This window comes from Glycomyces sp. NPDC046736, from assembly GCF_040645615.1.
Taxonomy (GTDB): Bacteria; Actinomycetota; Actinomycetes; order Mycobacteriales; family Micromonosporaceae; genus Glycomyces.
In genome coordinates this window covers 58,299-84,272 of record NZ_JBEYYO010000011.1, presented here as the reverse complement: position 1 = coordinate 84,272, position 25,974 = coordinate 58,299, and the positions used below count along the sequence as shown (strand labels likewise).

The 25,974-nt window shown below is 70.7% G+C and carries 25 protein-coding genes; 19 read left to right on the top strand and 6 right to left on the bottom strand.

What is annotated here, in order from left to right; genetic code table 11:
* Positions 1 to 33 precede the first annotated feature (33 nt).
* Positions 34 to 1,572: a heparinase II/III family protein gene (locus AB0B28_RS12745; RefSeq protein ID WP_360120198.1), complete on the top strand. Its 1,539-nt coding sequence runs from the start codon at positions 34 to 36 to the stop codon at positions 1,570 to 1,572.
* Here AB0B28_RS12745 and AB0B28_RS12740 read toward each other — a convergent pair.
* The gene (locus tag AB0B28_RS12740; RefSeq protein WP_360120196.1) at positions 1,519 to 3,249 is read right to left on the bottom strand and encodes a SulP family inorganic anion transporter; all 1,731 of its coding nucleotides are present in this window, start codon (positions 3,247 to 3,249) and stop codon (positions 1,519 to 1,521) included. The genes AB0B28_RS12745 and AB0B28_RS12740 overlap by 54 nt on opposite strands.
* Positions 3,250 to 3,341: 92 nt before the next feature.
* Here AB0B28_RS12740 and AB0B28_RS12735 point away from each other — a divergent pair, with 92 nt between their 5' ends.
* Both AB0B28_RS12735 and AB0B28_RS12730 read left to right on the top strand, forming a co-directional pair.
* Positions 3,342 to 3,776 (top strand): hypothetical protein, encoded by a 435-nt coding sequence (locus AB0B28_RS12735; RefSeq protein ID WP_360120194.1) that lies wholly within the window; start codon positions 3,342 to 3,344, stop codon positions 3,774 to 3,776.
* Complete coding sequence (locus AB0B28_RS12730; protein ID WP_360120192.1) at positions 3,773 to 4,255, top strand: hypothetical protein; 483 nt, start codon at positions 3,773 to 3,775, stop codon at positions 4,253 to 4,255. Before AB0B28_RS12735 ends, AB0B28_RS12730 begins: the two co-directional genes overlap by 4 nt.
* A gap of 15 nt (positions 4,256 to 4,270) precedes the next feature.
* Here the strand turns inward: AB0B28_RS12730 and AB0B28_RS12725 are convergent, their stop codons facing one another.
* On the bottom strand, positions 4,271 to 5,110 hold the full coding sequence (locus AB0B28_RS12725) for a GNAT family N-acetyltransferase (protein ID WP_360120190.1): 840 nt from the start codon (positions 5,108 to 5,110) through the stop codon (positions 4,271 to 4,273).
* 184 nt (positions 5,111 to 5,294) lie between these two features.
* On the opposite strand from AB0B28_RS12725, the gene fdxA reads away from it, so the two are divergent.
* Positions 5,295 to 5,615: a ferredoxin gene (gene fdxA / locus AB0B28_RS12720; protein WP_360120188.1), complete on the top strand. Its 321-nt coding sequence runs from the start codon at positions 5,295 to 5,297 to the stop codon at positions 5,613 to 5,615.
* A 5-nt stretch (positions 5,616 to 5,620) separates the two neighbouring features.
* The gene (gene dapC / locus AB0B28_RS12715; RefSeq protein ID WP_360120186.1) at positions 5,621 to 6,736 is read left to right on the top strand and encodes a succinyldiaminopimelate transaminase; all 1,116 of its coding nucleotides are present in this window, start codon (positions 5,621 to 5,623) and stop codon (positions 6,734 to 6,736) included.
* A 52-nt stretch (positions 6,737 to 6,788) separates the two neighbouring features.
* Here dapC and AB0B28_RS12710 read toward each other — a convergent pair whose 3' ends face one another.
* Entirely contained in the window at positions 6,789 to 7,256 is a 468-nt protein-coding gene (locus AB0B28_RS12710) for a hypothetical protein (RefSeq protein ID WP_360120184.1), read from the bottom strand.
* Between the two features lie 292 nt (positions 7,257 to 7,548).
* Between AB0B28_RS12710 and AB0B28_RS12705 the strand changes: the two genes are divergently transcribed.
* A complete protein-coding gene (locus AB0B28_RS12705; protein ID WP_360120182.1) occupies positions 7,549 to 10,566 on the top strand; it encodes an AAA family ATPase in 3,018 nt (1,005 codons plus the stop codon).
* Positions 10,567 to 10,975: 409 nt separating this feature from the next.
* Here the strand turns inward: AB0B28_RS12705 and AB0B28_RS12700 are convergent, their stop codons facing one another.
* The 3 genes from AB0B28_RS12700 to AB0B28_RS12690 all read right to left on the bottom strand — a co-directional run bounded on the left by AB0B28_RS12700 (position 10,976) and on the right by AB0B28_RS12690 (position 15,321).
* Positions 10,976 to 11,833, bottom strand: a complete 858-nt coding sequence (locus AB0B28_RS12700; protein WP_360120180.1) for an ABC transporter permease — start codon at positions 11,831 to 11,833, stop codon at positions 10,976 to 10,978.
* Positions 11,834 to 11,864: 31 nt separating this feature from the next.
* Entirely contained in the window at positions 11,865 to 12,824 is a 960-nt protein-coding gene (locus AB0B28_RS12695) for an ATP-binding cassette domain-containing protein (RefSeq protein ID WP_360120178.1), read from the bottom strand.
* Between the two features lie 94 nt (positions 12,825 to 12,918).
* Positions 12,919 to 15,321 carry an HAD-IC family P-type ATPase gene (locus tag AB0B28_RS12690; RefSeq protein WP_360120176.1) on the bottom strand — a complete coding sequence of 801 codons (2,403 nt, stop codon included), beginning with the start codon at positions 15,319 to 15,321 and terminating at the stop codon, positions 12,919 to 12,921.
* A 155-nt stretch (positions 15,322 to 15,476) separates the two neighbouring features.
* Between AB0B28_RS12690 and proS the strand changes: the two genes are divergently transcribed.
* From proS to AB0B28_RS12625, 13 genes are all read left to right on the top strand, one after another.
* Entirely contained in the window at positions 15,477 to 16,883 is a 1,407-nt protein-coding gene (gene proS, locus AB0B28_RS12685; RefSeq protein ID WP_360120174.1) for a proline--tRNA ligase, read from the top strand.
* 162 nt (positions 16,884 to 17,045) lie between these two features.
* Positions 17,046 to 17,525 (top strand): 30S ribosomal protein S16, encoded by a 480-nt coding sequence (gene rpsP / locus AB0B28_RS12680; protein ID WP_360120172.1) that lies wholly within the window; start codon positions 17,046 to 17,048, stop codon positions 17,523 to 17,525.
* Positions 17,525 to 17,758 carry an RNA-binding protein gene (locus tag AB0B28_RS12675; protein WP_360120374.1) on the top strand — a complete coding sequence of 78 codons (234 nt, stop codon included), beginning with the start codon at positions 17,525 to 17,527 and terminating at the stop codon, positions 17,756 to 17,758. Before rpsP ends, AB0B28_RS12675 begins: the two co-directional genes overlap by 1 nt.
* Positions 17,759 to 17,819: 61 nt before the next feature.
* Complete coding sequence (gene rimM, locus AB0B28_RS12670) at positions 17,820 to 18,323, top strand: ribosome maturation factor RimM (protein ID WP_360120170.1); 504 nt, start codon at positions 17,820 to 17,822, stop codon at positions 18,321 to 18,323.
* An 11-nt stretch (positions 18,324 to 18,334) separates the two neighbouring features.
* Positions 18,335 to 19,105 (top strand): tRNA (guanosine(37)-N1)-methyltransferase TrmD, encoded by a 771-nt coding sequence (gene trmD / locus AB0B28_RS12665; protein WP_360120168.1) that lies wholly within the window; start codon positions 18,335 to 18,337, stop codon positions 19,103 to 19,105.
* An 83-nt stretch (positions 19,106 to 19,188) separates the two neighbouring features.
* Entirely contained in the window at positions 19,189 to 19,536 is a 348-nt protein-coding gene (gene rplS, locus AB0B28_RS12660; protein WP_360120167.1) for a 50S ribosomal protein L19, read from the top strand.
* Between the two features lie 87 nt (positions 19,537 to 19,623).
* The gene (gene lepB, locus AB0B28_RS12655; RefSeq protein WP_360120165.1) at positions 19,624 to 20,790 is read left to right on the top strand and encodes a signal peptidase I; all 1,167 of its coding nucleotides are present in this window, start codon (positions 19,624 to 19,626) and stop codon (positions 20,788 to 20,790) included.
* Positions 20,791 to 20,851: 61 nt separating this feature from the next.
* Entirely contained in the window at positions 20,852 to 21,448 is a 597-nt protein-coding gene (gene lepB, locus AB0B28_RS12650; protein WP_360120372.1) for a signal peptidase I, read from the top strand.
* A 2-nt stretch (positions 21,449 to 21,450) separates the two neighbouring features.
* On the top strand, positions 21,451 to 22,092 hold the full coding sequence (locus tag AB0B28_RS12645) for a ribonuclease HII (protein ID WP_360120163.1): 642 nt from the start codon (positions 21,451 to 21,453) through the stop codon (positions 22,090 to 22,092).
* Positions 22,093 to 22,205: 113 nt separating this feature from the next.
* A complete protein-coding gene (locus AB0B28_RS12640; protein WP_360120161.1) occupies positions 22,206 to 22,508 on the top strand; it encodes a DUF2469 domain-containing protein in 303 nt (100 codons plus the stop codon).
* Between the two features lie 88 nt (positions 22,509 to 22,596).
* Positions 22,597 to 24,075: a histidine kinase N-terminal domain-containing protein gene (locus AB0B28_RS12635; protein ID WP_360120159.1), complete on the top strand. Its 1,479-nt coding sequence runs from the start codon at positions 22,597 to 22,599 to the stop codon at positions 24,073 to 24,075.
* A 98-nt stretch (positions 24,076 to 24,173) separates the two neighbouring features.
* Positions 24,174 to 25,706 (top strand): choice-of-anchor A family protein, encoded by a 1,533-nt coding sequence (locus tag AB0B28_RS12630; RefSeq protein WP_360120157.1) that lies wholly within the window; start codon positions 24,174 to 24,176, stop codon positions 25,704 to 25,706.
* 118 nt (positions 25,707 to 25,824) lie between these two features.
* Positions 25,825 to 25,929, top strand: a complete 105-nt coding sequence (locus AB0B28_RS12625; RefSeq protein WP_360120155.1) for a putative leader peptide — start codon at positions 25,825 to 25,827, stop codon at positions 25,927 to 25,929.
* The last annotated feature ends 45 nt before the right edge of the window (positions 25,930 to 25,974 follow it).

The window sequence follows — 25,974 nt, the reverse complement described above, 5'->3', positions numbered from 1 at the left end:
CGCCCCGCCCTCCACCTCGAAAGGCGACGGTCCATGTCCGACCTGCGCACGCCGCTCCTCGCCGAGCTCCGCGAGATCGCCGCGCTCCCCGTCCCGGCCTTCGATCCCGACCTGGCCGACGACTACGCCCGCAGCGGCCGCAGGCTCCCCTACGAGGTCCAGTACTTCGCGCGCCGCCGCCACCTCGCCGCGCTCGCCCTCGTCGGCGAAGGCCCCGCGCTCTCCTCGCTGCTCAAGGACGTGTGCCAAGAGCGCTCATGGGCCCTCCCGGCGCACTGGGACGCAGGTGAGGACCCGCGCACCTGTGTCGACCTCTTCGCGTGCGAGACCGCCCAGACGCTCGCCGAGATCCTGCGCCTGCGCGAGGACGTCGACGGCGCCGATCAGATCGAGGCCGAAGTCCGCGAACGCGTACTCGACCCGCTCTTCGAATCCGACTACCCGTTCGCGTGGGAAGAGCAGATCTCCAACTGGACCGCCGTGTGCGCCGGCGCCGCCGGGATGGCCGCGCTCGCGCTCGAATACGACCTCGAAGCGATCCGCGGCCGCATCCTGCCCGCGCTCCAGAGCTACCTGTTCTCGTTCGGCCCCGACGGCGGCTGCGTCGAAGGCGTCGACTACTGGGTCTACGGCTTCGGGTACTTCACCTACTTCGCCGAGGCCTGGCGGGCCGCCACCGGCGAGGACCTCCTCGCCGGGCACGAGGCCATCGCCGCGTTCCCCGCCCGCGCCCAGCTCTACCCCGGCTCGTTCGCCACGTTCGGCGACACCGGATCCGACTCCCTGCTCCCGGCCGGGCTCCTCACCCGCCTCCACGACCGCCTCGACGCGCCCCTGCCCGCCGGGCGCGTCCAGGACTTCTCCGACGACTCGTGCGCCCGCTGGGCCCACCTGACCCGCACCCTCGACTGGGGCCGGCCCCTCGCCGAAGCGGTCGACGAGGGCCGCGCGTTGCTCCCCGACGTCGGCTGGTTCGTCGAACGCCGCCACCTGGGCCGCCGCACCTGGGCCCTCGCGGTCAAAGGCGGCTACAACGACGAGCCGCACAACCACCTCGACCTCGGCTCGTTCCTCATCGCCGTCGACGGCGAGCAGCTCCTGTGCGACCCCGGCGCGGGGGAGTACACCGCGGCCTACTTCGGGCCCGAACGCTACGACCAGGTCCACCCTTCGGCCGCATGGCATTCGGTGCCCACCGTCGAAGGCGCCGCGCAGCAGTTCGGCGAGGACTCCCGCGCCGAACTCGTGGGCACCCCCGACGGCGTCGAGGCCTACATCGACGCCTACGGCGAGGCCGCGCTCATCCGCCGCTTCACCTGGAACGACGACGGGATCGCCCTCGAAGACCTAGGCCCCGATCTCACCGAGACCCTCGTCAGCCGCATCCGGCCCGAACTCGACGGCGACCGCGCCGTGTGGGCCGGCGAGCGCGGCACGCTCGTCCTCCATGGCGTCAATCCCGACGACGCCCTGGTCGACTCGGTCGAGGCCGCCGACCACCGGGGCGCGCCCGACCGGCTATGGGCGCTCCGCTTCGGCCTGCGCGGCGGCCTCCGCTTCGAGCTGCTCTAGGAGCCCGTCGGCCTTGAGGCGCCGACGGGCCGCGGCGATGGCCTCGCTGGTGTGCTCGAACAAGCGGCCCTGCTGCCACAGCGGTTCCAGGATGCCCAGGGCCTCAAGCGGTTTGGCGTGCACCGGTTCGAGGCCGGAGAGGTAGACCGCTATCCCGCGGTGCTCCAGGCGCTTGATCGCGTCGGCGAGCACCGTGGCCCCCGAGGCATCCATTGTGGATACCCGGCCCATGCGCAGGACCACCACCCGCACGTCGGCCACGTCGAGGAGCTGGAGCAGGAACCGGTGGGCCGCGGCGAAGAACAGCGGGCCTTCGAGCCGGTAGGCCACGATGTGCTCGTGCAGGAGCGCGGCCTCCTCGTCGTGGTGGTCCTCGGGCGTGATCGGCTCGGGCTCGACCGACACCGACCTGGAGATCCGCCCCAGTGCGAGGAGCCCGGCGAGCGCGATGCCCACCGTCACGGCCCACACCAGGTTGAGCGTGACGGTCGCGGCCAGGGTCAGCCACATGACGGCCGCGTCGGATTTCGTGGACCGCGCGAGCGCCAGGAGCGAGCCGACCTCGATCATCCGGATCGAGGTCGCGATGAGGACCCCGGCGAGGGCCGCGAGCGGCACGTGGGCCACCAGGGGCGCGAGCGCGAGCATCATGAGCGCCAGCACGATCGCGTGGGTCAGGGCCGCGAGCCGCCCGGCCGCGCCCGAGCGCACGTTGACGGCGGTGCGCGCGAGCGCCCCCGAGGACGGCATGCCGCCGAAGAACGGGGTCACGAGGTTGGCCATGCCCTGGCCGAACAGCTCGCGGTCGGGGTTGTGGTGCTGGTCGACGGTCATGTTGTCGGCCACGGTGGCCGAGAGCAGCGATTCGAGCGCGCACAGGGCGCAGATCGCCACGGCCGCGGCCACCAGTTCGGGCATCTCGGCGAACGAGAAGTCGAAGAAGTCCGCCTCCGGAGCGCCGATGGTGCGCGGCAGGGACCCGATGACGCCCACGTCGAGGTTCGCGAACCAGGCCACGGCCGTGGCGGCCACGACCGCCAGGAGCGGGGTGGGGATCTGCGAGTGCAGGCGCGAGCCGAGCAGGATCGCGGCGGCCACGGCGAACGCGACCGCGGGCGGGCCCCAGTCGGGCGCGGTAGCGAAGGCCCGCACGGTGTCCCACGCGCCGCCGAGGAGGTGCGCGTTCCGTGTCTCCTCCCCCAGCGCGGGCGCGAGCTGCTGCACGGCGATCACGACGCCGACGCCGGCGGTGAAGCCCTCCACGACCGGGACGGGCACGTAGCGGGCGTAGCGGCCCGCGCCGGTGAGCGCCAGGGCCACGAGCATGAGCCCGGCCATGATGCCGACCAGGAGCACGCCCGCGTGGCTGTGGGTCGCCGCCAGCGGCACCAAGATCACGGCCATGGTCCCGGTGGGGCCCGAGACCTGGAGGTTCGAGCCGCCGAGGATCGCCGCGATCGCCCCGGCGATGATCGAGGTGATGAGCCCGGCGAACGCCCCGAGCCCCGAGGCGATCCCGAACCCGAGCGCGAGCGGCAGCGCCACGACCGCGACGGTGAGCCCGGCGAGGAGGTCGGTGTGCCAGTGGCGGCGCACGTGAGCGAAATCGGACCGTTCGGGAAGCAACTGTCGCAAGTGGCGGCGTTTGGTGTCAGTCGTCTCTCGCAAGGTGGTCATGAGTGCATTGTCCCTTCTCGGGCGATTCGAGCTCGCCTCCAACGCGCCGTGCGGCCGCGAGCCGTGAAGCGTTGCTGCCGTAGGATCGCGGCGTGCGTGCGAAGGGTCTGGAGACGGCGATCCGCGTCGGCGGGGCGGTGGTCGTCGTCGCGGCGGCGCTGTTCGCCGCGCTCGTCGAGTCGTTCCTGGTGCCCGCCCACATCGGCGGCACCCCGGTCCCGATCGCCGGAGTCCTCGCGTTCGGACTGAACTGGGCCCTGGCGGGCCTGGGCGTGTGGTGGACCGGCGGACGCTGGGCCGTCCTGCTCACCGCCGCCGCCTGGTTCGCGGTGGTCCTGGCCGCCTCGATGCCCACCGGCGCCGGTTCGCTCGTGATCACCAGCGGCCTCAACGGCTACGCGCTGCTCCTGGCGGGGACCGCCGGGATCGCGGTCTCCCTGTGGCAGTATTTTCGACCCAGACCGCGCAGATCCGCCGGCGTCCCGGCCTCGCCGACGACCAGCCCCTCGAAGGAGCCCCGACCGTGAACTTCAACCGCCTCCTGATGAACCACTGGCCCTCGATCTACGGCTTCGCCCTCGGCCTGATCCTCGCCAACCTCGCCGGGCGCATCGCCTCCAAGATCTGGGGCGAGGGCACCACCGTGGGCGACCTCGTGGGCCTCTACACGTTCGGCGCGATGGCCGCCGTGGCGATCGCGGCCGGGATCTGGTGGGGCGTGCGCCGCCCCCGCAAGGAGATCACCGGTGAACTGCTCGTGATCTTCGTGGTCACCACGCTGTTCGCGGTCCTGGTGAACCCGCTCATCGCCCGCGTGGACTACCCGAGCCTCGACGGGGTGTTCTCCCAGACCGTCATCTACTTCGCGCTCCTGGCCTTGTCGGGCTGGATCGGGTTCCTCATCGTGATGGCCCTCGGGGTCGACGTCTACGGACGCGAGCTCAAGGCCACCCAGATCGCGTTCGAGCACAAGGCGAACCCGGCCCGCAGCGCCGCGAAGGCCTAGCGGTTCCGTGAACGCCTAGAGCGCCCGGTAGCAGTACCGGTAGCGTTCGGCGTACCCGAGCCGCTCGTACATCGCCAGCGCCGACTCGTTGTCGGCCTCGACCTGGAGCACGGCCCGCCGGGCCCCGTTCGCGGCGCCCCACGCCTCCAGCGCGCGCAGCACCTCGGTGCCCAGGCCCCGCCTGCGGAACGCCTCGGCCGTGCCGATCCGGGCGATCGCCACCAGGTCCCCGGCCAGGGCGCCCCGGCCGCGCGCGGCGAGGACGCCGCCGCGGCGGATCTCGGCGTACCCGCGGTCCGGGCCCGAACCGAACACCTTCGCGGCCGTCTCGGGGTCCTCATCGCCCGCCTGGGCGAGAAAATCGTCCCCGGGCGAATCCAGCACGACCGCCTCGCCTTCGAACGCGACCGGCTCGATCGGGCGCGTCATCACCACGGTGTGGCCCAAGGCGGTCCAGCCGCGGGCGGCCAGTTCCTCGTCGAGTCGCTTGGTGACCGGCCCGGCCAGGGAGATCAGCGGCCGGGTCCCGCGCTCGCGGTACCAGGCCTTGACGGCGGCCGCGGCCTCATCGACCCCGCCGGGCGGCGCGGTCAGCGCCAGCGCCGAGTTGGCGCGTTTGGTGAAGCCCCGCGCCGAGCGCAGCAGCCACCCGCCCAGGTCGGCGGTCTCGGTCGCGGGCCAGGTCTCGGCGAGGAGGCGTTCGAGTCCGATGATCTCCGAGAACGGCGTGGGCCGAGGCGGGACCACCCGCGCGGCCACCACGGCGGACTCGTCGAACCCCACCGGACCCTTGCGTGCCACACCGTCCGGCATCACCCGCCAGCCGCCGGGGCCGATCTCGATAAGCTCGCCCACGACGTCCGTGAACCGGCGGCCGGGGCCAGGGTCGGCCAACCTGATCCGAACCGACACGCGAGAACCGACGTGTTCGGGTCCCAACATCTGGCGCACCCCCAGGCTTCGGGTCTACGAATGGCAATAAGCTTTAGTCTCATCTCAGCGCAGTCCGTCCGATTGCGCGCTGTAGGAAGGACGACTCGTGACTTACGTTATCGCCGAGCCGTGCGTTGATCTCCTCGACAGGGCCTGCATCGAAGAGTGCCCGGTCGACTGCATCTACGAAGGCAACCGGAAGCTCTACATCCACCCCGACGAGTGCGTCGACTGCGGTGCATGCGAGCCGGTGTGCCCGGTCGAGGCGATCTTCTACGAGGACGACGTCCCCGAAGAGTGGGCCGCCTACACCAAGGCCGACGTCGACTTCTTCGACGACCTCGGCAGCCCCGGCGGGGCCTCCAAGGTCGGCAAGATCGACAACGACGTCCCGTTCGTGGCCGAACTGCCCAAGAAAGAGGAGTAGCCGCGATGGCGCTGCGGCGACTTCACAGCGCCTCCCCGGCCAGGCGGCTGCCGCGCTTCCCGTGGGACCGCATGGCCCCGTACCGGGAACGCGCGGCGGCCCACCCCGGCGGCCTCGTCGACCTCACCGTCGGCGCGCCCGTCGACGAGGTGCCCCCCTCGATCCGGCAGGCCTTGGCCGAGGCCGGAGGCATGCCCGGCTACCCGACCGTTGCCGGGCCCGCCGACCTTCAGGGCGCGATGCGCTCGTGGCTGCACCGGCACACCGGCGTGGCCGAGGACGTGGCGGTCCTGCCGACCGTCGGCTCCAAGGAACTCGTGGCGAACCTGCCCGCGCAGCTCGGCATCAGCGCGGGTGAGAGCGTCGCCTACCCCGAGATCGCCTACCCCACGTACGAGATCGGCGCGATCCTCGCCGGAGCCGAGGCCCGGCCCGTGGCCGACCCGCGCGACGCTTCAGGCTCGCGACTGCGCCTGGCCTGGATCAACTACCCGACCAACCCCACCGGCGAGGTCGCCTCGGTCGAGCACCTGCGCGAACTCGTGCGCTGGGCCCAAGACAGCGGCGTGGTCCTCGCCAGCGACGAGTGCTACCTGACGCTCGGCTGGGACGAGGCGAACCCGCCCGTGTCGATCCTCGACCCGCGCGTCAACGACGGCGACCTGACCGGCCTGCTGGCCGCGCATTCGCTCTCGAAGCGCTCCAACCTCGCCGGGTACCGCTCCGCGTTCCTCGCCGGGGACCCCGAGATCGTCGCCGACCTGCTGGAGATCCGCCGCCACGCGGGCTTCATGGTCCCCTGGCCCGTCCAGCGCGCCACGATCGCGGCCCTGCACGACGAGGCCCACGCGATCGAGCAGCGCGCCCGCTACGAGCAGCGCCGCCTGGTGCTGCGCAGCGCCGTCGAGGCCGCCGGATTCAGGGTCGACCACTCCGACGCGGGCCTGTACCTGTGGGTCACTCGCGACGAGGACTGCTGGGCCACCGTCGACTGGCTCGCCGCCCGCGGCATCCTCGCCGCCGCCGGAGAGTTCTACGGCGCCAAGGGAAACCGCCATGTGCGGCTCTCGCTCACCGCGACCGACGACAAGATCGCCGACGCCGCGGGGCGATTGAAGTAACACGTGAACGGGGGCCCGCGGCGTACGCCGCGGGCCCCCGTCGTCTTGCTCGCTACCCGGCCGGATCCGGGACCGGCACCTCCACCGGCGGATCGACCGGCGGCACGTCCGCGAGGACGATCGCCAGGACCGCCTGGCAGGTCTCGTTCATCGCGGCCACGTCGGGCACGTCGGTCGGCAGACCCGGCACGTCACCGGGCAGCGGGAGCTGCTCGGCCTCGGCCGGGACGTCGACGTCGACCGACAGCGCCGCCTGAAGGTCGGCCAGGCACAGCTGGAGATCCAGCAGCGCCTGGACGTCAGGGACGCCCGGGTCGGGCAGACCCGGGTCGGGCAGGCCGGGCGCCGGAAGGCCCGGCAGCTGCTCGGCGTTCACGGTCTCGGCCGTGACGGTCTCGGTCGCCCCCACCGCCGGTGCGGCGGCGAGGACGGCCAGCGGCACGGCGGCCCCGATGAGGACCGTGCGCCAGGTCTTCCGCGCGTAGTTGGGTCGTTCCTGCTTGAACATGGACTGTGCCATGAGGATTGCTCCCGTGTTCGGTCGGCTCCCGGCTCGGGAACGGCCTCGCACCATCGCTCGTGACGACGGCTCAGCCGCCCGTCGGCACCGAGATGTCTACTCTCCGAAAGACCATAGGGACTCTCGGTAATCGTCGCTTCGTTTACGTGAAACACGATCGGCCCAAACGCCCGAATGTCGACAATCGGACCGCGACGAGCAGGGAGAACACCCGAATGACACGAACGTCATCGAAGCCGCGCCGGAATCACAAGGGATGGCGTTTGTCGCACCCTTCGGCCACACTTGTCGAGTGACTGACTCGCTGCTCATCGGGCGCGACCGCCCCGCACTGGCGCTGCGCTCGGCCGTGGAGCGCACCGTGACCAGCCACGGGGGCCTCGCCCTCGTCACCGGCGAAGCCGGCATCGGCAAGACCGCGCTGGTCACCGATGCCGCCGCCCACCGCCGCGACGACCTGCTCGTGGCGTTCGCGACCTCGTGGGAATCCGAGGCCGTGCCCGACTACTGGCTGTGGACCCAGGTCCTGCGGGCCCTGCGCGCGCGCCTGGGCGAGGACGCCTGGCGCTCCCTCGCGCCCGCGCCCGCCGCCGAGGCGCTCCTGGGTGAGGCCGACGGTTCGCCGCCGGGCGAGTTCGAGCTCTTCGACGCCGTGACCCAGCTGCTCATCGCCGCCGCCCGCCGCGGCCCGATCCTGGTCGTGCTCGACGACCTCCACTTCGCCGACGCGGGCAGCCTCGAACTGCTCAAGTTCGCGTGCCAGCACACCTGGTTCGAGCGGGTCCTGTTCGTGGGCACCTACCGCGACTCCGAGATCGACCCCGGCCACCACCTGCGCGCCCGGATGCTGTCGCTGGTCACCAAGGCCACCATGATCAGCCTCGACGGGCTCGACGAGGACGGGGTGGCCGCGCTCGTCAGGGCCACCGTGGGCACCGAACCCGACGCCGAGACCGTGTCCGAGATCACCCGCCGCACCGGCGGGAACCCGTTCTTCGTGGAGCAGACCGCGCAGCTGTGGGCTTCGGGCCAGCCCGTGGACGCCACCAGTGCCGGGATGCGCGACGCGCTGCGCCGCCGTATCGACCAGCTCCCCGAAGCGCTCACCCGCATGCTCACCCTCGCCTCGGTGGGCGGGCGCGAGTTCCACGCCGGGGTCATGGCCCAGGCCGCCGGGCTCGACGTGCACCAGATCGAGGCGGCGCTCGACGCGGCCTGCCAGACCCGGCTCGTCCGCCGCGAGCGGGACCGCTACGTGTTCGTCCACGACCTGGTGCGCGAGACGCTCTACAACACCATGAGCGACGAGGAGGCCGCCCACCACCACGGCTGCGTGGTGCGGGCCCTGGTGGCCGACGAGTCGCTCCAGAAGCTCATGCTCACCACCGAGATCGCCCACCACGCGTGGGTCGCCGGGGACGACCTCGACGCCGAGATCGCGGTGGACTTCCTGGCCAAGGCCGCCGTCGAGTCCTCCTCATGCCTGAGCGTGCCCGGGGCCGAGAAGCACCTGCGGCGCGCGCTCGAACGCTGTACCCCCGAGATGGTCGCCCGGCGCGTCAAGCTCCGCGTCGACCTCGCCGGGACCGTGCTGTGGCGCGGGCGCATGGACGAGGCCCGCGGGCTCTACGACCAGTCCCTCATCGAAGCCGAGGACTCGGGCGACCCGATGCTGCTGGCCCGGGTCGTCACGGAGGTCCCGCAGGACCAGCGCATCGACGAACTCGTGCGGCTCAAGACCCTCGCGTACACGAGCCTGGCCGGGGAGGCCCCCGAGGCGGGCCTCGACCACGAGGAGTTGACCCGGCAGCTGCTGTACCGGTACCTGCTGGCCGCGCGCGAACACGGCTCCGACGAGGAGCTCTCGTTCGGGCTGTGGGCCTCGTTCGGCGTCCATTGGGGCCCCGGCACCGCCGCCGAGCGCCAAGTCCTCGTCGAGGAGCTCGCCGAGCTCACGCACCGCACCGGCGACTTGGAGATGCGCCTCTACTCGGCCTCGCTGCGCTGGGTCGTGCTCCTCGAACAGGGCGACCCGGCCTATCTGGGGCAGCATTCGATGTTCTGCGCCCTGGCCGACGACAGCGACACCGAACGCTGGAGGGGCGCGGCGATGGTCGACCGGGCGGTGGTCCACATGGTCCAAGGCGACTTCGACGCCGCCGAGTCCCAGTTGGACGCCGCGATCGAGCTCACCGGCGGCGACGCGATGCACGACCACATGCTGGCCCACCTGAGGTGGGAACTGAGCCTCGCTCGCGGGGTGGCCCCCGAGACGGTGCCGCGCGGGCCCAGCGAGGTCTTCGACGTGCGCTACACCGACCTGCTCGCGGGGCTGACCGCGCTGCGGCGCGGCGAGATCGCCAAGGCCCGCGCGATCGAGACGCGGTTGGTCTCCGGTCCGCATGAGGGCGCCGACTTCGGGACCTGGGAACCGATGTGGATCCGCTTCGAGGCCGAGCTCGCGGTGGCCGATGGGGACGCCGAGACCGTGGCGCGCCTGCGCGAGCGCCTGGCCCCGTACGAGACGGAGTGGCTGATCGCGTTGTGGGGCACCAGCATCCACGGCCCGGTCAGCTACTGGCTGGGCGTGCTCGCCGCGGCCGAAGGCGACACCAAGACCGCGGCGGCGCATTTCGCGAAGGCCGCGGCCGGGGCCGAAGCGCTCGAAGCGCGCCCGTGGGCCGAGGCCGCCCGCAAGGCCGCCGCCGAACTCGGATCGGTCCCCGAGCGAGCCGGGCAGGCGGTGCTGTGCCCTGACGAGGCGGTGTTCCGCCGCGACGGCTCGACGTGGACGCTCGTCTTCGAGGGGCGCACGCTCCACCTGCCGCACACGAAGGGCCTGGCCGACCTGCACCGGCTGCTGTCTGCTCCTGGGGTCGAGATCGCGGCGGGAGACCTGCTGGAGCCGGACGCGGGTCCGGCGGTGGCCCTGGACGCGAGGCTCGGCGGCGACGACATGCTCGACGCCGAGGCCCGCGCCCGCTACCGGGAGCACCTCGAACGCCTCGACGAGCAGATCGACTCCGCCGCCGCGATCGGCGACGCCGCCCGCGTGGCCGCGCTCGACGCCGAACGCGCCGCGCTCATCGAACACCTCAAGGCCGCCACCGGCCTCGGCGGCCGAGCCAGGCGCCTGGGCGACAACCACGAACGCGCCCGCAAATCCGTGACCAACCGGATCAGGAACACGCTCAAGAAGATCGAAGACGGCCACCCGGCCCTTGCAGGGCATTTGAAAGCGGCCGTGGCGACCGGCTCGGCGTGCGTATACCGCCCGGGCCCCGACGGCCCGGAGTGGCGATTGAGCTGACGCCTCGACCCAGTGGCCTCCGCGCGGCATGCGCTTCGGCGGGCGCGAGGCGCGCCTCGGCGAACGTCGAGCGCGTCGCTGGCCTGCGCCTTTGCGACGGAGGCCCCGAGTCGCACGAGGGTCGACGCGTGTCGGCCGCGACCGGCTTGGCCTGGCCGCCTGTGGGCGGCTCCTTCGTTGACGGGCGTTGCCGCCTCACACCAGTCGCCGCCGTCATGGCGGCTCGACTCGGGGCCCGGACGACACTCGTGTTCGCGGGCGGCGGCAGCCCGGCCCCGCCTACGGCGAAAGGGCCGGGCGGGACGCTTTCGCGCCGGCGGCGGCAGCCCGGCCCCGCCTACGGCGAAAGGGCCGGGCGGGACGCTTTCGCGCCTTCCGCCCGGCCCTGTCGGGTGTTGGGACTCGAGTCTCACTTGCGGTTGTAGGCCCTCAGGGTCAGGAAGCCGAACACCACGATGAATCCGGCCGACCAGATCAGTGTCGTGGCGATCGCCGCCGACGACACGTCGCCGTCGAACAGGCCCCGCACGCCGTCGACCAGCTGGCTGATCGGGGTGTTCTTCACGACCGGCTGGAGCCAGCCGGGCATCGTGGACGGGTCGACCATGATGTTCGACAGGAACGTCATCGGGAACAGGATCGACATCGAGATCGACATGACGGTCTTCTCCGACCGCGTGATCAGGCCCAGCCAGGTCCAGATCCACGAGAACGCGAAGCAGAACACCAGCAGCAGCCCCACGCCCAGCAGCACGCCGACCGCGCCGCCCTCGGGCCGGTAGCCCATGACCATGCCGGTGCCGAACATGATCGCCCCGGCCGCCGCGTACCGGAACATGTCCGCCAGCAGGTACCCGACCATCGGCGCGGCCCGCCAGATCGGCAGGGTGCGGAACCGGTCCGACACGCCCTTGTTGATGTCGATGTTCACCGACATGCCCGTGTAGATCGTGGTCATCACGATGCTCATGACCATGATGCCCGGCAGCAGGAACTGCAGATAGTCGCCGGTGCCTCCGGCGATCGCGCCGCCGAACAGGTACGTGAACATCAGCAGCATGATGATCGGGAACACCAGGATGTCGCTCAACTGCTCGGGCACGTGCTTGATCTTCAGCATCGAACGCCAGGCGAAGGTCCGCGCCGACGCGAACGCGCTCGGCGGGGCCGGACGCTCCCCCTGGGCCAGGAGCCTTTGCAGCCGCTCCTTCTCGACCGGCGCGGGCGCGTCCTGATCGGTGCTCGTCTTGGTCTCGGTGAAAGCCATGATCGGTTCCTCTTCTTCTCTCAAAGTCTGTCTAGGCGTCGACGCGCTCGGTGAGGGCGAGGAAGACCTCGTCCAGGCTCGGCTGGCCGAGCGAGAAGTCGTCGACGAGGATGCCGGCTTTCGCCAGCTCGCTCAACGCGTGCGCGCCCTGCACCGCGTTGTCCTCGCCCGGCGCCAGCCGCGCGACGAGCGCCACCGGGTCGTCGTCGAGTTCGGCCTCGACGCCGAGCGCCGCGGTGAGCACGCTCTGGGCGTGCTCTCTCTGGTCGGCGTGGTGGAGCCGCAGCTTGATCGAGCCCGCGCCCACCGAGGACTTCAGCTGCCCTGGGGTGCCCTCGGCGATGACCTTGCCGGTGTCGATGACCGCGATGCGGCCCGCCAGCTGGTCGGCCTCCTCGAGGTACTGGGTCGTGAGCATGACCGTGGTGCCCTCACCGACGATCGTGCGGATCACGTCCCACACCTGGTTCCGGCTACGGGGGTCCAGACCGGTGGTCGGCTCGTCCAGGAACAACAGCTTGGGGGTGATGATGATCGACGCGGCGATGTCGAGCCTGCGCCGCATCCCGCCCGAATAGCTCTTGACCTGCTTCCCGGCGGCGTACGAGAGCCCGAACGCCTCCAGGAGGTCCTCGGCCCGCGACCGCGCCGCCGGCTTGGCGTACCCGTACAGGCGCGACAGCAGCACCAGGTTCTCCACCCCGGTCAGGTCCTCGTCCACCGACGCGTACTGACCGGTCAGGCTCACCTGCGACCGCACCGAGGCCGGGTCGGCCACGATGTCGTTCCCGAACACCGTCGCGGTGCCCGCGTCGGGGCGCAGCAGCGTGGCCAGCATCCGCACCGTGGTGGTCTTCCCGGCCCCGTTCGGGCCGAGCACGCCGTACACGGTCCCGGCCGGGACCTCCAGGTCCACGCCGTCGACGGCCTTGATGTCCTTGAAGTGCTTGACGAGCCCCTCGGCTCGGATCGCGATCTCCCGCTGCGCCATGACGGCCTCCTCAGTGAAAACTCTCGGTTCACTCAGTAGGCGCTACACCACCGACACTTTTCCAGCGAGTATCCGCTACATCCGATGTAGCGGCTCAGTCCTTCAGGTGCTTGGGCCTCACGACCAGCCAAAACAGCAGCGCGGCCACCCCGGATCCCACCCCGATCGCCGCGGCCGTGGTGTTCCACACACCCGGCAGCTCCAGTTCGTAGAACCGCGCGAACGGCGGCACGGCCAGCACGGTCACGAACGCGGCCGCGCAGCCGCCCACCAGGAGCGCCTTCCACCACGTGTACGGCTTCGCCACGATCGCGAGCGCGGCCAAGGCGAGGCAGAACAGCGTGATCGCCGCGGTGGTCTGCGGCAGGTCCGAGTCGTAGCCGTCGTGCGCGAGCGCGGCGAGGTAGACCACGAACGTGGGCACCGCGCAGCAGATCCCGGCCGGGATAGCGAACTTGAGGACCCGTTTGACGAACCCGGGCCGGGCCCGGTCGAAGGTCGGGGCCAGCGCGAGGAAGAACGCCGGGAGGCCGATCGTGAACAGGTTGATCAGCGACTGGTGGATCGGCAGGAACGGGTACGGCAGCGGCTCGTTCCCGGCGATCCACGCCGTGATCGCGCCGAGGGCGATGAACAGCGCGAGGCTGATCGCGTACACGGTCTTGGTCAAGAACAGGTTCGAGACGCGCCCGATGTTCCCCAGGACCCGGCGGCCTTCGTCGACGACGTGCGGGAGGGTCGCGAACTCGTCGTCCAGGAGCACCACCTGGGCGACCGACCGGGCCGCGGAGGAACCCGAGCCCATCGCGATGCCGAGGTCGGCGTCCTTCAAAGCGAGCACGTCGTTGACGCCGTCGCCGGTCATGGCCACGGTGTGGCCACGCGACTGGAGGGCCTTGACGAACGCCTGCTTCTGGTGCGGTTTGACGCGCCCGAAGATCGTGGCCCGCTCCAGCAGGTCGGCGAGCTCCTCGGGGTCTTCGGGGAGGCGGCGGGCGTCCACGGTGTCGGCCGCGCCCTCGACGCCGAGCTGCGCGGCGACCGCGCCCACGGCGGCGGGGGAGTCCCCGGAGATGATCTTGACCGCGACGCCCTGCTCCTTGAAGTAGGCGAGGGTCGCGGCGGCGGTCGAGCGCAGGCGCTGGCGAAGGATCACGAGCGCTTTGGCCTTGACGCCGGTGACGCCGCCGGTGGTGGAGGCGGTCTCGGCGGTGACGAGCGCGAGGACGCGCAGGCCTTGGGCGGCGAGCATGTCGGCTTCGAGGGCCATCGGGTCGCCGGAGTCCAGGAGCACGTCGGGCGCGCCGAGGAGCCAGGTGCCGTGGTCGGTGAAGCGGGTGCCGCTCCATTTGCGGGCCGAGGAGAACGGCATGACGTCGATGACGCGCCAGAACGGGTCGAGGATCTCGTGCTCGTTCAGGTGGGCGGCGAGGGCCTGCATGGTCGGGTTGGGGCTGTCGTCGGAGGAGGCGAGGGCCGCGAGCGCCTCGTCCACGGCCGCGGCGTCGACGCCTTCGAAGGGCCGGACCTCGTCGACGTCCATGCCGCCTTCGGTGAGGGTCCCGGTCTTGTCCAGGCACAGCACGTCGGTGCGGGCCAGGCCTTCGATCGCGGGCAGTTCCTGGACGAGGCATTTGCGCGCGCCGAGGCGGATGACGCCGACGGCGAAGGCCACGGAGGTGAGGAGCACGAGCCCTTCGGGGATCATCGGGACGATCCCGGCGACGGTCCTGACGACGATGTCGCGCCAGTTGGCGGCGTCGGCGAGCTGGCTGATGATGAGCAGCACCGCGATGGGGACGATGAGCCAGTTGATGAGCTTGATGAAGCGGTTGATGCCCTCGCGCAGCTCCGAGCGCGCGAGGGTGAACTTGGAGGCCTCTTCGACGAGCTTGGCGGCGTAGGAGTCGGCGCCGATCTGCTCGGCGCGGAACAGGCCGGTCCCGGCGACGGCGAAGGACCCTGAGCGGACCTCGTCGGCGGGGGCCTTGGCGACCGGGTCGGCCTCGCCGGTGAGCAGCGACTCGTCGATCTCCAGGTTGCGGGACTCGACGACGGGCCCGTCGACCACGACGCGGTCGCCCGGTTCGAGGTAGACCAGGTCGTCCCGGACGATCCGCTCGGGTGCGATCTCCTGGAGTTCGCCGTCGCGCAGGACCTTCGCGTTGGAGCGGTTGAGGAGCGAGAGCTTGTCGAGGGTGCGCTTGGCGCGCAGCTCCTGGATCGTGCCGATGGCGATGTTGGCGATGATGACCCCGGCGAACAGGCCCTGCTTGAGCCCTTCGAGGAAGCCTTTCTCCACGGCGGTGAAGCCGATCGCGATGACCGCGAGGATGCCGATGACGGCGTTCAGGGGGGTGAAGAAGTTGGCGCGCAGGATCGCCGAGAGCGGGCGGCTCGTGTGCCGCTTGGCCTCGTTGACCTCTCCGGCCTCGACGCGCTCGGCCACCTCGGCGGCCGTCAGACCGCGCTCACCTGCCAGCATGGGTGTTGTCACGTCGACAGCTTATGCGACGGTCACCGCCTGGGAGTACCGCCGAAGGACCGAGGCTCCGGTTTCGTCCCCTCCTCCTTACTGCGGAGGCGGCGCGGCTCTCACGCGGCGCAATCCGATTGCGGCCCGGAAGGGTCCGGCCCGTAGAATCCCTGTTTATGGCCAATGTACTCACACCGCAGGGCGAGGACTTCCCTCGCTGGTACCAGGACGTCGTCGCCAAGGCCCAGCTGGCCGAGAACGGCCCGGCGAAGGGCCAGCAGGTGATCCGACCGACCGGGTTCGCGCTGTGGGAGCGCATGGTCGACGAGATGGACGCGCGCATCAAGGAGACCGGCACCGAGAACGCCTCGTTCCCGCTGCTGATCCCCGAGTCCTACTTCCGCCGCGAGGCCGACCACGTGGAGGGCTTCGCGCCCGAGCTGTGGACGGTGACGCACGCGGGCGGCAAGGAGCTCGAGGAGAAGCTCGCGGTGCGCCCCACCTCGGAGACCATCATCGGCGAGTACATGGCGAAGTGGGTCAAGTCGTACCGCGACCTGCCCCTGCTGCTCAACCAGTGGTGCAACGTGATGCGCTACGAGCTGCGCACCCGGTTGTTCCTGCGCTCCTCGGAGTTCCTGTGGCAGGAGGGGCACACCGTCCACGAGTCCTATGAGGACGCCCACGAGTTCACGCTGCGGATCCTCCACGACGTGTACGCCGACTTCATGGAGAACGTGCTCGCGCTGCCGGTGCTGCGCGGCATCAAGACCGAGGCCGAGCGCTTCGCCGGGGCCCTGAACACGTTCGCCGTCGAGGCCCTCATGCGGGACGGCAAGGCCCTCCAGATGGGCACCTCGCACGAACTGGGTCAGAACTTCGCGAGGGCCTTCGACATCCAGTTCCAAGGCAAGGACGGCCAGCAGGCCCACGGCTGGACCACCTCGTGGGGCACCTCGACCCGCATGGTCGGCGGCCTCATCATGGGCCACGGCGACGACTCGGGGCTCCGCGTCCCGCCGCGCCTGGCCCCCGTCCAGGCCTACGTCATGGTCGTCAAGGACTCAGACGAGGTCCAAGGCGCGGCCAAGCAGGTCTTTGACGAGCTCAAGTCCTCAGGGCTGCGCGTCAAGCTCGACCACCGCGCCGACGTGGCCTTCGGCCGCCGCGCGGTCGACGCCGAGCTCAAGGGCTACCCCGTGCGCATCGAGATCGGCCCCCGCGACCTCAAGAACGGCGAGGCCACCCTGGTCAGCCGCGTCAAGGGCGTCAAGGAGACCGTCCCGCTCGGGATGCTCGCCGAAGCCGTGGCCGCCGCGCTCGAAGGCGACCAGCAGGCCCTGTTCGACGAGGCGCTGGAGCGGCGCGAACGGCTCACCGCCGACGCCGCGACCGTGGACGAAGCGGTCGAAGCCGCCCAGACCGGTTACGCACGCCTGCCGTGGGACGCGTGCGGCGTCGAAGGCGAGCAGAAGGCCGCCGCCGCGGGCGTCACCGTGCGGGTCCTCCAGCGCGAGGACGGCTCCGTGCCCGACTCCCTGGATGAACCCGGTCTCATCGCCTACCTGGCGCGGTCGTACTGATCGCCCCATACGCTAGACTCGACCGCTGTACATGAGCTTTGGGACGGAAGCCCTCTCAACTACCGTGACGCAAGGCCAAGTTTTCGGCGTGAACGCAATCCGGAGTGATTCCCCTGGACGGCGCGCGCGCCTACGTGATCCTTACATCAGGAGTAACAAAACGTGGCAGTGAAGATTCGCCTCACGCGCATGGGGAAGATCCGTACTCCCCAGTACCGCATCGTCATCGCCGACTCGCGCGTCAAGCGCGACGGCAAGGTCATTGAGAACGTCGGGATCTACCACCCGAAGGAGAACCCGTCCCGGATCGAGGTCAAGTCCGACCGCATCCAGCACTGGCTCTCCGTCGGCGCCCAGCCGACCGACCAGGTCAAGGCGCTCCTGCGCAAGACCGGTGACTGGCAGCAGTTCAAGGGCCTGCCGGCCCCGGCGCCGCTGAAGGTCGCCGAGCCGAAGGCCGAGAAGGAGAGCCTGTACATCCAGGCGCTCAAGGACTCCGGCATCGACCCGTCGAAGGCCTACGTGCCCGAGGAGAAGGCCGCGCCGAAGACCAAGAAGTCCGCCGCGAAGGCCGACGAATCGGCTAAGACTGAACAGGTCGAGGCCGCCGCCGACGAGGCCTCCGAGACCAAAGGGGAGTAATCGTGCTGCGACCGGCGCTTGAGCACCTTGTCAAAGGCATCGTCGACAATCCCGACGATGTTCGAGTCCGTCTGGTCGACTCCCGTCGCGGCAAGCGGCTCGAGGTCCGGGTCAATCCCGAGGACCTCGGGACGGTGATCGGCCGGGGCGGCCGCACCGTGAACGCACTGCGCCAGGTCATCGGCTCGATCGGGGGCCGCGGCATTCGTGTCGAGGTCGTCGACTCCTACTGAGTCACCCGCTGCGGCCCCGGGGTTCCCCCGGGGCCGTTGCGCTGCTGCGAGAGAGGTGCCCATGGCACAGGTAGTCGTAGGCCGCATCGTCCGCCCGCACGGGCTCAAGGGCGAAGTCGTCGTCGAGGTCCGCACCGACGACCCCGAGGCGCGCTTCCAACCCGGAGTCCAGTACTCCACCAAGAACGGCCCGATGACCGCTGCCACCGTGCGCTGGCACCAGGGCCGGCCCATGATCGGCTTCGAGGGCGTCACCGACCGCAACGCCTCCGAGCTGCTGCGGGGCATCCGCCTCAGCGTCGAGATCGACGAAGACGAGGACGCCGACGACGAGGACGCGTTCCGCGACGAGCACCTCCTGGGCCTCAAAGTGATCGACCGCGAAGCAGGCGAGGTCGGCACCGTCTCCCGCATCGACCACGGCGCGGCCTACGAGACGCTGGTGGTCAAGCGCCAGGGCCGGGGTCCGGCGCTCATCCCGTTCGTGGCCGACATGGTCGAAGAGGTCGACACCGAGACCGGGACGATCAAGGTCGACCTCCCGCCCGGCCTGCTCGACCTCTGAGGGGAACGGCCATGAGAATCGACGTCGTCACCGTCTTCCCCGAGTACCTCGCGCCGCTCGACCTCTCCCTCATCGGCCGCGCCCGCGAGAAGGGCCTGATCGACCTGAACGTCCACGACCTGCGCCGCTGGACCCACGACGTGCACCACTCGGTCGACGGGCCCCCCGCCGGAGGCGGCGCGGGCATGGTCATGAAACCCCAGCCCTGGGGCGAATGCCTCGACGAACTCGTGCCCGGCGAAGCGAAACCGCGCCTGTTGGTGACCAGCCCCGCGGGGCGGCCCTTCACCCAGGCCCTCGCCGCCGAACTCGCCACAGAGCCCTGGCTCATGTTCGCGTGCGGCCGCTACGAGGGCATCGACCAGCGCGTCGTCGACCACGCCGCCGAGCGCATGGAGGTCACCGAGGTCTCCATCGGCGACTACGTGCTCTTCGGCGGCGAAGTCGCCGTGCTCGCCATCGTCGAGGCCGTGACCCGGCTCGTGCCCGGCGTCCTCGGCAACGCCGCGTCCCTCGACGACGAGTCCCACAACGCAGGGCTCCTGGAGGCCCCCGCCTACACCCGGCCCGCCGAATGGCGCGGCCGCGAGGTCCCGCCGGTGCTGCTGTCGGGCGACCACGGCAAGGTCGAGCGCTGGCGGCGTGACCAGGCGCTCCTTCGCACCGCGCGGGCCCGCCCGGATTTGCTGGAGCGCCTCGATCCGGGTAGCCTCGACCAACGTGACCGGCGCCTACTCGAAGGGGCCGGGCTCGCCGTGCCCGAGCAGGGTGTGGCAGAGTAGGTGAGTTCCCGTGACGTGCCGTTCGTTCAAGCGGTACCTCTCCCGGCCCGAACTTCTGTGTATATCCAACGAGGGTTGAAACCATGAACATTCTGGATGAGCTGAACGCAGCCTCCATGCGCGCCGACCTGCCGGACTTCCGTCCCGGCGACACCGTCAAGGTGAACGTCCGTATCCAGGAAGGCAACCGGTCCCGTGTCCAGGTGTTCCAGGGTGTCGTCATCCGTCGCCACGGCGCCGGCCTCGGCGAGACCTTCACGGTCCGCAAGCTGAGCTACGGCATCGGCGTCGAGCGCACCTTCCCGGTCCACGGTCCCATGGTCGACTCGATCGAGATCGCCATGCGAGGCAAGGTCCGCCGCGCGAAGCTGTACTACCTGCGCGAGCGCAAGGGCAAGTCCGCCAAGATCAAGGAGAAGCGCGAACTCTAAGCGCTGCTCTGCGACGCAGACTTTCGGAAGACCCCGGGCATCGCCCGGGGTTTTTCGCGTTCGGCCCGATTCCGCTACGCTCTGGACATGAGTCCTGGTTCCCCCGGCGAAGGACCGCGGCGCATCGACTGGGGCAGGCTTCCCGGCCCCGGCGGCGCACAGCCCCCTCCGCCCGCCGCCCCGCGCGCCCCCGGCCGCCTGCCGCGCGGGCCCGAGGCGGGGACGAGGCCGATCCGTCGCCCCGAGGGCCCCACCGGGCCCCGTGAGCGCGTGACCGGCCCGCACGACCGGGTCGCGGCCGAACGCGAACGGGTCCACCGCAGCGACGAGCCCGAAGAACGCAAGGAGACCGAGAGCCGCCTCTCGCAGCCGCACAAACGCCAGTACCTGTCGCTGTGGGTCGAACTGCCGCTGCTGCTGGTCGTGGCGTTCTCGGCGGCGGTCCTGCTGCGCACGTTCGCGATCCAGCCGTTCTACATCCCTTCGGGCTCGATGGAGCAGACCCTCCAGGAGGGCGACAAGGTCCTCGTCCTCAAGCTCACCACCACGCTGCGCAGCCCGCAGCGCGGCGAGGTCATCGTCTTCCGCGGCACCGACAGCTGGGACCCCGAGTACCGGCCCAAGGGCGGGAACGACTCGTTCGTCGGGGACGTGACCACCGGGGTGCTCGACCTGATCGGCCTGGCCGAACCCGACGAGAAGGACTTCATCAAACGGGTGATCGCCGTCGGCGGCGACACCGTCGCGTGCTGTGACGACGAAGGCCGCGTCACGGTCAACGGCGTCTCGCTCGACGAGAGCGCCTACGTCTACGACGACGCGCCATTGGACGTGCCGCCCGGGTCGTGTCATTCGCGCCTGTTCGACGAGGTCACCGTGGCCGCGGGGGAGGTGTGGGTGATGGGCGACCACCGCGGGAACTCCAGGGACTCGCGCTGCCAGGGCCCGGTCCCGGTCGAGAACATCATCGGCCGCGCGATCGCGCTCGTGTGGCCCACCGACCGCGCCACCGAACTGGAGATCCCCGCCGCGTTCGAGGTCCTCGACCCGCCCGAGACGAGCGCGGACACCGCCGCCGCAGGCGAGACCGCGCCCGATGCGCACGCGTGGCACTCGCCGCCTGCGTTGCCCGCCACGGCGATACCACCTGTCTCTTCGCAAGCGACGGCCAGGCGGGCACCCCTGGGCGCCGAGCGCGAGCGCGTAGACTCGCACCGTGATCGAAGAAGGGCAAGCGCCCGGCGCCGAAGGTGAGGGCGCCGAGGAAGCCTCCGAAAAGCAGCAGCCCAAGAAGAAGGGGTCGTTCTGGAAGGAACTGCCCATCCTTCTGGGTGTCGCCATCCTCGTGGCGATCGTGGTGCGGACCTGGGTCGTGCAGACCTATTACATCCCCTCCGGGTCGATGGAGAACACCCTCCAGGTCAACGACCGGGTGCTCGTCAACAAGCTCGTCTACGACTTCTCCGAGCCCGACCGCGGCGAGATCATCGTGTTCACCGCCCCCGAGTCGTGGCGCTCGGTGATGGAGGAGGACGAGTTCATCAAGCGGGTCATCGCCACCGGCGGCGACCACGTCGTGTGCTGCGACGACGAGGGGCGCATCTCGGTCAACGGTGTGGCCCTCGACGAGGAGTCCTACCTGTACACCAACCCCGCCGGGGTGCAGGACCAGCCCTCGCGAGACGAGTTCGACCTGATCGTGCCCGACGGCCGCCTGTGGGTCATGGGCGACCACCGCTCGGCCTCGGGCGACTCGCGCGAGCGGTACATCCGCTCCGGCGGCGACGTCATGTCCTCGACCATCCCGGTCGACGCGGTGATCGGCAAGGCCTTCGTGCTGTTCTGGCCCTTCGGCGACTTCACCTGGTTCTCGATCCCGGCGACCTACGACGACGTCCCCGAACCGTCCTGACCGTGCTGCGCCCCGCCTCCTCCCGGTTGCGGCGCGACGGTGACCTGTACGCGCTGGAAGCGGCCCTCGAGCGCCGCGGCCTCGGCCCGGTGGCCGGGGTCGACGAGGCCGGTCGCGGCGCGTGCGCCGGGCCGCTCGCCGTGGCGGCGGTGCGCCTGGCCCCGAACGCCCGCATCGACGAGCTCGGCGACTCCAAGCTCCTCACCGAGGCCGCCCGCGAACGGGTCTTCGAACGGCTGCGCCGCAGCCGCGCCGAGATCAGCGTCGTGCTCTACGGCCCCGACGAGATCGACGCCCGCGGCATCTCGGTGTGCAACCTCGAAGGGATGCGCGTGGCCGTGGCGCGGCTGCCTCAGCGCCCGGGGTACGTGCTCACCGACGGGTTCGCCGTCCCCGGCCTGCCCGCGAGCCTCGGGGTCGTCAAAGGCGACCGCACGGCCGCGTGCGTGGCCGCGGCGGGCGTGGTCGCCAAAGTGACCCGAGACCGCCTCATGACCGAACTCGACCGACGCTTCCCCGAATACGGATTCGCCGTCCACAAGGGATACGGCACCGCCGCCCACGAGGCCGCCCTGCGCGCCCACGGCCCCTGCGAGGCGCACCGCCGCTCGTACGCCAACGTCGCCGCCGCGACCCCCACTTGACCATGTTTCGGCGGGAGCCCGCCGGGTGAATCCCGGACCCGCAGCGCCAAGGCGCGTCCGCGCCGGGGCACCAGCGCACTATCGTGTGTACCGTCGCCTGTGAAGGAGGAGCGTTGAGCGCCGAGGACCTCGAAAAGTACGAGACCGACATGGAACTCCAGCTGTACCGGGAATACCGGGACATCGTCCGGCAGTTCACCTACGTCGTCGAGACCGAACGGCGGTTCTACCTCGCCAACAGCGTCGAAGTCCACGTCCGCGGCGCCGACGCGGAGACCTACTTCGAAGTCGAGATGAGCGACGCCTGGGTCTGGGACATGTACCGCCCCGCCCGCTTCGTCAAGCACGTGCGGGTCCTGACCTTCAAAGACGTCAACGTCGAGGAACTCGACAAGCCGGACATGACCCTGCCGTAGACCGACGCCCCGCCCCGAGCAGGCGGGGCCTTTTCATGCCCGAACGAGGACGAGCCCCCGCGCCCGAGCCGCCGCTACTATTGATCGGGTGTCCACACTCCGTGACGTCATCAGCGCGCACACCGACCTGACCTCGAACTCCGCGGCCCACCTGCAACGCCTCGTGGCCGAATGGCAGCTCCTCGCCGACCTCTCCTTCGCCGACTTCCTGCTCTGGGCCGCCGTCAAGGACCGCCCCGGCCGCTTCGTGTGCCTCGCCCAAGTCCGGCCCACCACCGGACCCACCGCCTACGAGGAGGACCAGGTCGGCCGCATCCTCGAAGGCGAGGACGCGGGGCACCTCAACGTCGCCTACTCCGAAGGCCGCATCTTCCGCGAAGGCGACCCGGTCTGGCGCGGCGACGTCGCCGCCCGCCACGAAGCCATCCCGGTACGCCGCCGCGACAGGCGCGAAGTCATCGCCGTCGCCGCCCGCGACACCAACCTCTCGGACACCCGCAGCCCCTCCCACCTCGAACTCAACTACCTCAAGACCGCCGACTACCTCGTCCAGATGCTCACCGACGGCGGCTTCCCGCCCCCGCTCCTGCCCGGCGAACCCACCACCGCGCCGCGCATCGGCGACGGCCTCGTCCGCATCGGCGCCGACGGCCTGGTCCGCTACGCCTCCCCGAACGCGCTCTCGGCCTACCGCCGCATGGGCGTCACCGGCCACCTGCGCGACCGGGACCTCGCCGAACTCACCCGCAGCCTCCCCTCGGCCCCCGAAGTCGGCGCCGACGCGGCCCGCCGCATCGCCGACGCGCTGGCCGGGGGCACCCCGCGGCGCAAGGAGATCGAGGCCAAGGGCGCCACGGTGCTCATGCGCGCGCTGCCGCTGCGCCCGGGCGGGAAGGCCGCGGGCGCTCTGGTGCTGGTGCGCGACATCACCGAGGTCCGGCGCCTGGACCGCGAGCTGGTCACCAAGGACGCCACGATCCGGGAGATCCACCACCGCGTCAAGAACAACCTCCAGACCGTCGCCGCGCTGCTGCGCCTCCAGGCCCGCCGGGTCGGGTCGCCGCAGGCCCGGCTCGCGCTGGAGGAGTCGGTGCGGCGGGTCGCCTCGATCGCGCTCGTGCACGAGACGCTCTCGCAGTCCTCGGACGAGTCGGTGGGCTTCGACCAGATCGTGGACCGGGTGGCCTCGATGGCCGTCGAGGTCTCGGTGGCCGAGTCCAAGGTCACGCTGCGCCGCGAGGGCACGTTCGGGGTCCTCCCGAGCGAGTACGCGACGCCGCTGGTCATGGTCGTCAACGAGCTGATCCAGAACGCCGTCGAGCACGCCTACCCGCCCGGTCAGGACGGCGAGGTGGTCATCGGCGTCGAGCGCGACGGCGACCATTTCACGGTCACGGTCTCCGACGAGGGCAAGGGCCTCCCCGAAGGGTTCAGGATCGCCGACTCGACCCGGCTGGGGCTCCAGATCGTCCACACGCTCGTCACCGGAGAGCTGCGCGGCACCATCGACATGCGCCCGCGGCCTGAGGGCGGCACCGAGGCGATCGTGGACTTCGCGCTCCAATAGCGACGGCGAAACGCGAACCCACTTCCGCGGATATCCGATGAGGACGGTCGGGGCACTGCTATGAAGAGAGGCAGTGCCCGTCGTCTCCGGAGGATCCCATGCCCGCCAAGTCCCGCCTCGGACGCAAGGCCGCCGCGGTCCTGGCCGCGGCGACCGCGGTCGCCGTGGCCGCCTTTGCCTTGACGACGGCCTTCGCGGCCCCGCTGCCTGGGGACCTGGGTCCCTGCGCCGGGCCGGACTGCCCCGACCCGTTCCCCGACACCAACAACGGCCCGATCGCGGGCTATGACGACTCGGTGAACGTCTTCGTCGGCGGCTACTTCCACGTGCGCGGCTCGGCCGCCGAGTCCGAGGGCCGCAACGTGGTCCTCGGCGAGTTCGACCAGAACAAGGACCCGGCCGCGGGCGGGGCCTACAACGTCGGCATCGCCGGCGTCGGCTCGCGTGTACCTCCGCCGACCGGTTCGGACTACCTCCAAGTCGGCAGCACGATCACCATCGCCCCTGGCCAGCGGCTCCTCGCCGAGGAGGGCTCCGAGTTCGGCCTCGTCCGCAGCGCGGGCGGTGCGACCGGCATGGTCATCCCGATCTCGGTGACCGACCCGGGCGCGGTCGACCAGTACGACGGCCTGCGCGACCAGCTCTCCGAGGCGAGCCAGTGCTACGCCTACCCCGAGGAGGGCGTGCGCCGCCCGGTGACCGGCACGGTCACGAACGAGAACTTCCGCACGGTCTTCGTGGGCGACGGCACCTCGATGCTCCAAGTCTTCGCCGTCGACGCCGACCTGGTCGCCAGTGGAGGCGGCCAGCAGGCCATCAACTTCGAAGGCATCCCCGAAGGCGCCACGGTCCTGGTGAACGTCTACGGCGACACCAGGACCCTGAACATCAACTCGGGCCCTGAGATCGCGTTCCGCGACCGCACCATGTGGAATTTCCCCGACGCGACCGAGGTCAACCTGCGCGGCACCACCCAGTTCAACGGCTCGGTGCTCACCGGCGAGCAGTCCAGCACCACCGAACTGACGATGTCGGGCACCAACGGCCGCATGTTCCTCACCGGCAACCTCATCCACGGCAACAGTTCCCTCCCCGGCTCGGGCCAGGAAATGCACAACTACCCGTTCAACGGCGACCTCCCCGAATGCGAGGACGTCGACCCGACCTCAGACGAACCGACATCAGACGAGCCGACGACGGATGAGCCGACCACGGACGAGCCGACCACGGACGAGCCGACGACCGACGAGCCCACGACGGACGAGCCCACGACGGATGAGCCGACCACGGACGAGCCCACGACGGATGAGCCGACCACGGACGAGCCCACCACCGATGAGCCGACCACGGACGAACCCACCACCGACCAGCCCACGACCGACCAGCCCACGACCGACGAACCGTCAACCGACGGCCCGACGTCAGACGGCCCCACCTCGGACGCGCCGACTTCCGACGCACCCACCACCGCCCAGACCACGACACCGACCACCGGCGGCACCACCACGTCAGGAGGCGGCTTGAGCGTCACCGGCGCCCGGATCGCGCTCCCGATAGCCGCCGGAGCCGCGCTCCTGGCGCTCGGCGTCATGATCGCCACCGCGGCCCGCCGCCGCGCCGAGGACGCCTGACCGAAGACCGCAGGCCCGAGACCGCACGAGCGGTCTCGGGCCCGCGTCGTTTGCAACACTCGTGTGACCTGCTGTCCAGTGAGCGGGACGCAGAGGGTATCCGCCCCGATGCTGTGGCATGCTTGCTCACATGTCTCGCGCACACGGGCTCCGATTGGTGGCACGCCGCCACGTCGACCTCTGCCGTGTGTTCAGCGCCGCCTGTCTCATGATGTGCGCTTAATCCTTCCGGCTTTTCAGCCGACGAACCACGCCACACCTGTGTCCG

Excerpts from the sequence above, each read along its gene's own strand:
- AB0B28_RS12745 (WP_360120198.1), top strand. The coding sequence starts at position 34 with ATGTCCGACCTGCGCACGCCGCTCCTCGCCGAGCTCCGCGAGATCGCC.
- AB0B28_RS12740 (WP_360120196.1), bottom strand. The coding sequence starts at position 3,249 with ATGACCACCTTGCGAGAGACGACTGACACCAAACGCCGCCACTTGCGA.
- dapC (WP_360120186.1), top strand. The coding sequence starts at position 5,621 with ATGGCGCTGCGGCGACTTCACAGCGCCTCCCCGGCCAGGCGGCTGCCG.
- AB0B28_RS12710 (WP_360120184.1), bottom strand. The coding sequence starts at position 7,256 with ATGGCACAGTCCATGTTCAAGCAGGAACGACCCAACTACGCGCGGAAG.
- AB0B28_RS12700 (WP_360120180.1), bottom strand. The coding sequence starts at position 11,833 with ATGGCTTTCACCGAGACCAAGACGAGCACCGATCAGGACGCGCCCGCG.
- AB0B28_RS12695 (WP_360120178.1), bottom strand. The coding sequence starts at position 12,824 with ATGGCGCAGCGGGAGATCGCGATCCGAGCCGAGGGGCTCGTCAAGCAC.
- proS (WP_360120174.1), top strand. The coding sequence starts at position 15,477 with ATGGCCAATGTACTCACACCGCAGGGCGAGGACTTCCCTCGCTGGTAC.
- rimM (WP_360120170.1), top strand. The coding sequence starts at position 17,820 with ATGGCACAGGTAGTCGTAGGCCGCATCGTCCGCCCGCACGGGCTCAAG.
- trmD (WP_360120168.1), top strand. The coding sequence starts at position 18,335 with ATGAGAATCGACGTCGTCACCGTCTTCCCCGAGTACCTCGCGCCGCTC.
- rplS (WP_360120167.1), top strand. The coding sequence starts at position 19,189 with ATGAACATTCTGGATGAGCTGAACGCAGCCTCCATGCGCGCCGACCTG.
- lepB (WP_360120165.1), top strand. The coding sequence starts at position 19,624 with ATGAGTCCTGGTTCCCCCGGCGAAGGACCGCGGCGCATCGACTGGGGC.
- AB0B28_RS12630 (WP_360120157.1), top strand. The coding sequence starts at position 24,174 with ATGCCCGCCAAGTCCCGCCTCGGACGCAAGGCCGCCGCGGTCCTGGCC.
- AB0B28_RS12625 (WP_360120155.1), top strand. The coding sequence starts at position 25,825 with ATGCTTGCTCACATGTCTCGCGCACACGGGCTCCGATTGGTGGCACGC.